The following is a 4,053-nucleotide window of genomic DNA, read 5'->3' on the forward strand; positions in this document are numbered from 1 at the left end:
GAGGACGCCGCGGTGATCAAGACCGCCCTGCACGCCCTGGCGGCGCCGCTGCCGGGCACCGACCCGGACTGCGGCCAGACCGGTCGGGACACCCGCGATCATGGGGCCCGGTGTTGGGACGCGCTGGTGGAAACCTGCCAGCGGGCCCAGGAAGCGGACGGGTTGCTGCCCGAGGACCACGGCGCCAAACCCCGCCTCACCGTGAGCGTGACGCTCGAGCAGCTCCGGGACGGGCTCGGTGCCGCGACCCTGGACACCGGCGACGTCCTGTCCGCGGCCACGGTGCGGCGGCTGGCCTGCGACGCCGAGATCATCCCCGCCGTCCTCGGGTCGGTCGGTGAGGTGCTCGACGTCGGCCGCAGCCAACGCCTGGTCACCACCGCGATCTGGAAGGCGCTGGTGCTCAGAGACGGTCACTGCCGGTTCCCCGGCTGCCGCCGGATGCCGTTGGCCTGCGACGCCCACCACCTCCAGCATTGGGCCGACGGCGGCCCCACCAGCCTGGACAACCTGGTGCTGCTCTGCCGCGCCCACCACACCCTCATCCACGCCACCCCCTGGCAGGCCCGACTCAACCCCATCGACCACAGACCCGAGTTCCGACCACCACCCCGACGACGCGGTGGGGAGCACCCACCCCACGACTGGATCCGCGAACCCAGGTCACGCGAGTGATGAGCATCGCCTCGGTGTCAGATCCTGCGGGGTGCCAAAACCTGGCCGCGCTGCTCAGGCAGCGGAGGCCCAGTCGTCGTCGGCTGCCCGGACACCCGGCGGAGGCATGGGGACGCAAGCGCAGGTGTCGGAGCACGGCAGGTACGTGTGCGCAGCGTGTCCGCAGCGCGTGCACGACATGTCGTGAGGAAGATGCGCCACCGTCGGCTTCGTCGTCGCTGTGTCCCACATGGTGCACCTCCTCGTCGGGCCCGATCTGCCACCTCTGGATCGAGGGTCTGCTCGGGGCGATCCGCTACTGCATCTGTGTCACAGCGTGGACGCGAGCGGGTACGAGTTCCCAGTGAACCTAGGTCCTAGAGCGGAGGTGGTAGCACCTTCGGGAGGGGCCGGTCAGGCCACGAAGATGCAGAAAGGATGACCCGACAGGTCGGCCAGGACGTACAACGGCTCGTCCACGTCGTCCGTGCGGTCCAGCAGGAGCCGTGCCCCGAGACGCTCTGCTCGCGCCTTGTGCCGCTCCAGCTCCTCGATGCTGGCCACGGTGAAGTCGAGGTGCATCTGCATGGGTAGGTCGTGCGCCGGCCAGGTGGTGGGTTCGAGACGCTCGACCTGCTGGAAGGCCAGCTTGCGATTCCCGGCGGAGTCCACGAGCACGAGCCAGTCGGCGTCGTCCGTCTCGCCTTCGGCCGGAGGTTCGTCACCAGGGCGGTACCGGAGCCCCAGCAGCTCGCGGTAGAACTCGGCCAGCGCACGCGCGTCCGTGGTGTCGATGGCGGTGTGCAACAGCTGCGGGAACTCGGCCAAGCCGCCTCCTCAGGTCCGGGCCATCCTGGCACGTGCGGCGGGCCGTCTGTCAGGTCAGGGGCCTGGGACGACACCGGGCAGCCGGACCCGGATCGGCACGGTCCGGAGCGGCAGGCTGGCGAGTCCGGCCGCTTCGTCGTACACCGCCGCCCCGAACACCGAACCGTCGACGGGTGTGACGACGACGTACGCCGAGCCGCGAGCGGGCCGCCACGTGGAGGTGGCCGTCGCCGCGAGGTCGACCTCGTCGGCACCGGTGGAGCGGCCGTCCTCTCGGAACCCTTCGACGCGGGCCACGGCCTCGGTGGCGCCGGCGGTCAGCTGGACGGTGGTCCGGCCTCGGCTCGGGACCGGTGCGGTGGCCTGCCCGACCAGTGGCGTCACCGTGTCCGCGTAGGTGGTGTCCGGTCGTGTGGCGGCCCGCAGGGACGCCGTCACCGGCACCTGTGCCCGCACCCGGACCGCCACCGCCTCCCTCCGCGGCAGCACATCGGTGAGGTCGACGATCTCGACCGTGCCGGGCGAGACGCTGACCTCCTCGAGCTCGGTGGGCACGAAGGAGCCGTCGGCGCCGGCCACCTCGACCTCGACCAGGGCCTCCGAGTCGGAGGGGTTGCCGACCACCAGGGTCTTGGTGGACTGCGCGGCCGGCACACCGGCCAGACGGACGATTCGGCTGGGCCGGGCGGCGTCACCGACCCACGCGAACCCGACCGGAGCCGCGGGCCGGACGGCGTAGCGGTCCGACGCCGCCACTGCCACCCGCCCACGGGAAGCCTGCACGTTGACCATCACCTCGGCGGTCTGCGGCGCCACGTCGGCCAGGGAGAAGGTGGTGGCCTCCCCCGGCGCGACGGTCACGCCACGCGTGCCGATGGTGTCGATCTCACCCTCGGGCCCGAACACCCGGAGGTCGACGACGGCGGGCCCGGGGTCCAGGTTGGTGAGCACCAGCTGCGAGCTGTGGTCGAGGTCGGCCCCCAGCCCGGTGAACCACCACGAGCTCCGGGGTGCCGCGCAGGCCCCCACCGCGCTGGCACTGCCCGACTCGTCGGTGCGGGACCCGAACAACCCCGCGGCCATTTCCCCCTCGGCGTCCACGTAGGGGCCCTGGGCGCCCGACGGCAGGGGCGACACGGTCCCGCGACGTAGGTTGATGTCCTCGGGTTCCTCGCCGACGAGCGCCGCACCGACAGCGCCCGAGTCGCCGAGCGGCTCACCCTCGTCGTCGTTCGCCAACAGCCCGGCGACCGCCCGCGCACGGACGCCGGCACCGCTCATGTCCGGCAGTGACGTCGACGGGCACGACAGCTGGGTCCGGTCGACGAGGGCACCGTCGGTGCCGGCCTGCGCGTCAGCGGCCGGTTCACCCTTGGTCAGGGCCAGTGCGAGGCCCGCCACCGCAAGCAGGACCAGCGCGGTCACGGCGCTGCGATCGGGGCGCGCACGTTGCTTGGGCGGGCGTGCGGCGACCCGGCGGCCGCCACCGGTGCTCGCACTCATCGGCGCACCTTCCGGGTCGGGGCGGCCAGCACGGCGACCACCAGCAGGGCAAGGCCTTGGACGGCGAGCAGCCACGGGCGCGACGCGGACGTGGGCACCGGGGGCGCGGAGGTCAGATCGGCGTCCACCTGCCAGGCGCGGGAGCCCGGCCTGACCGCGCTGCCGATCGTGACGCCGCTCAGGCTGTCGAGGTTGCCGGACAGCGTGATGTCCGCGGGCGGTGGGGCGTATACGAAGCCGATGCCGAAGTCACCGAGAGCCTCGACGTCCTCGGGCTCCGGGGCGGACACCAGCCGGGCGACGAGATCGGTCAGCGGCTGTTGCTCCTGCGCCGTCGGCAGCACCGTGTCGTCGCCCGTGCGCAGCCCCGGCCCGCGCAGCAGGACGTAGGAGAAGCCCTCCCGGGCACTTCCCCGGATCTCGAGGACGCCGCTGGCGGGGTCGCTGACCGCGGCGTCGGACATGTACGCCGGGACGGACGTCGCCGCCCGTCGTTGCAGGGCTCCGTCCGAGCCGGCGATGCCCCACCAGGCGAGACCGAGCACGGGACCGACCAGCGCGAGGATCACCACGACCGCCCCCACCGGCTGCTGCCAGCCGAAGTCCGCGCGGGACAAGCGGTCCCTGATCCCGGTGCCGGCCAGCGCCGCGGCGCAGATGGCGCCTGCGTGCGCGACCACGATCGGGAAACCCAGCCAGAGCGGCTGCGGGGTGACCGAGCTGTCCAGGTGGTGGTTGGTGACCGCCAGCGGGAGGATGACCAGCAACGCGACCACGAGCACCCACCAGCAGCGCAGCACCTGGCGTCGGGTGTCCGGTCTGGCCAGGGCGACCACCGCGGCCAGCACCAGGCCGGCGCTGAGCCACCACGGGGCCGAGCCACCGGGTCGCGCGAACAGCACGTCGAACGACGAGAGCGGCGCGGTCAGTTCGGGTGCCGGGAGCCCGGCCTCGAACAGCCAGCTCTGCGGCCCCTGGTGCTGCCAGGTCGCGAAGGTCCACGGCAGCAGCAGCACCAGGCTCACCAGCAGCGGGGTCACGACCGGCAGCCAGCTCGCCGACTCGGCC

General features: G+C 72.9%; 4 protein-coding genes. 1 reads left to right on the top strand and 3 read right to left on the bottom strand.

Annotated elements, in window-relative coordinates:
• On the top strand, positions 1 to 675 hold a 675-nt coding region (locus VFH10_RS08835), incomplete at its 5' end, for an HNH endonuclease signature motif containing protein (RefSeq protein WP_325127749.1).
• A gap of 393 nt (positions 676 to 1,068) precedes the next feature.
• Here the strand turns inward: VFH10_RS08835 and VFH10_RS08840 are convergent.
• The 3 genes from VFH10_RS08840 to VFH10_RS08850 all read right to left on the bottom strand — a co-directional run.
• Positions 1,069 to 1,482 (bottom strand): VOC family protein, encoded by a 414-nt coding sequence (locus VFH10_RS08840; protein WP_325127750.1) that lies wholly within the window; start codon positions 1,480 to 1,482, stop codon positions 1,069 to 1,071.
• A gap of 54 nt (positions 1,483 to 1,536) precedes the next feature.
• The gene (locus VFH10_RS08845; protein ID WP_325127751.1) at positions 1,537 to 2,985 is read right to left on the bottom strand and encodes a DUF5719 family protein; all 1,449 of its coding nucleotides are present in this window, start codon (positions 2,983 to 2,985) and stop codon (positions 1,537 to 1,539) included.
• Positions 2,982 to 4,053 (bottom strand): hypothetical protein (locus VFH10_RS08850; RefSeq protein WP_325127752.1); only part of this gene is annotated, 1,072 nt, incomplete at its 5' end. The genes VFH10_RS08845 and VFH10_RS08850, both read right to left, overlap by 4 nt.

The organism is Nocardioides sp. (assembly GCF_035697785.1).
Lineage (GTDB): Bacteria > Actinomycetota > Actinomycetes > Propionibacteriales > Nocardioidaceae > Nocardioides_B.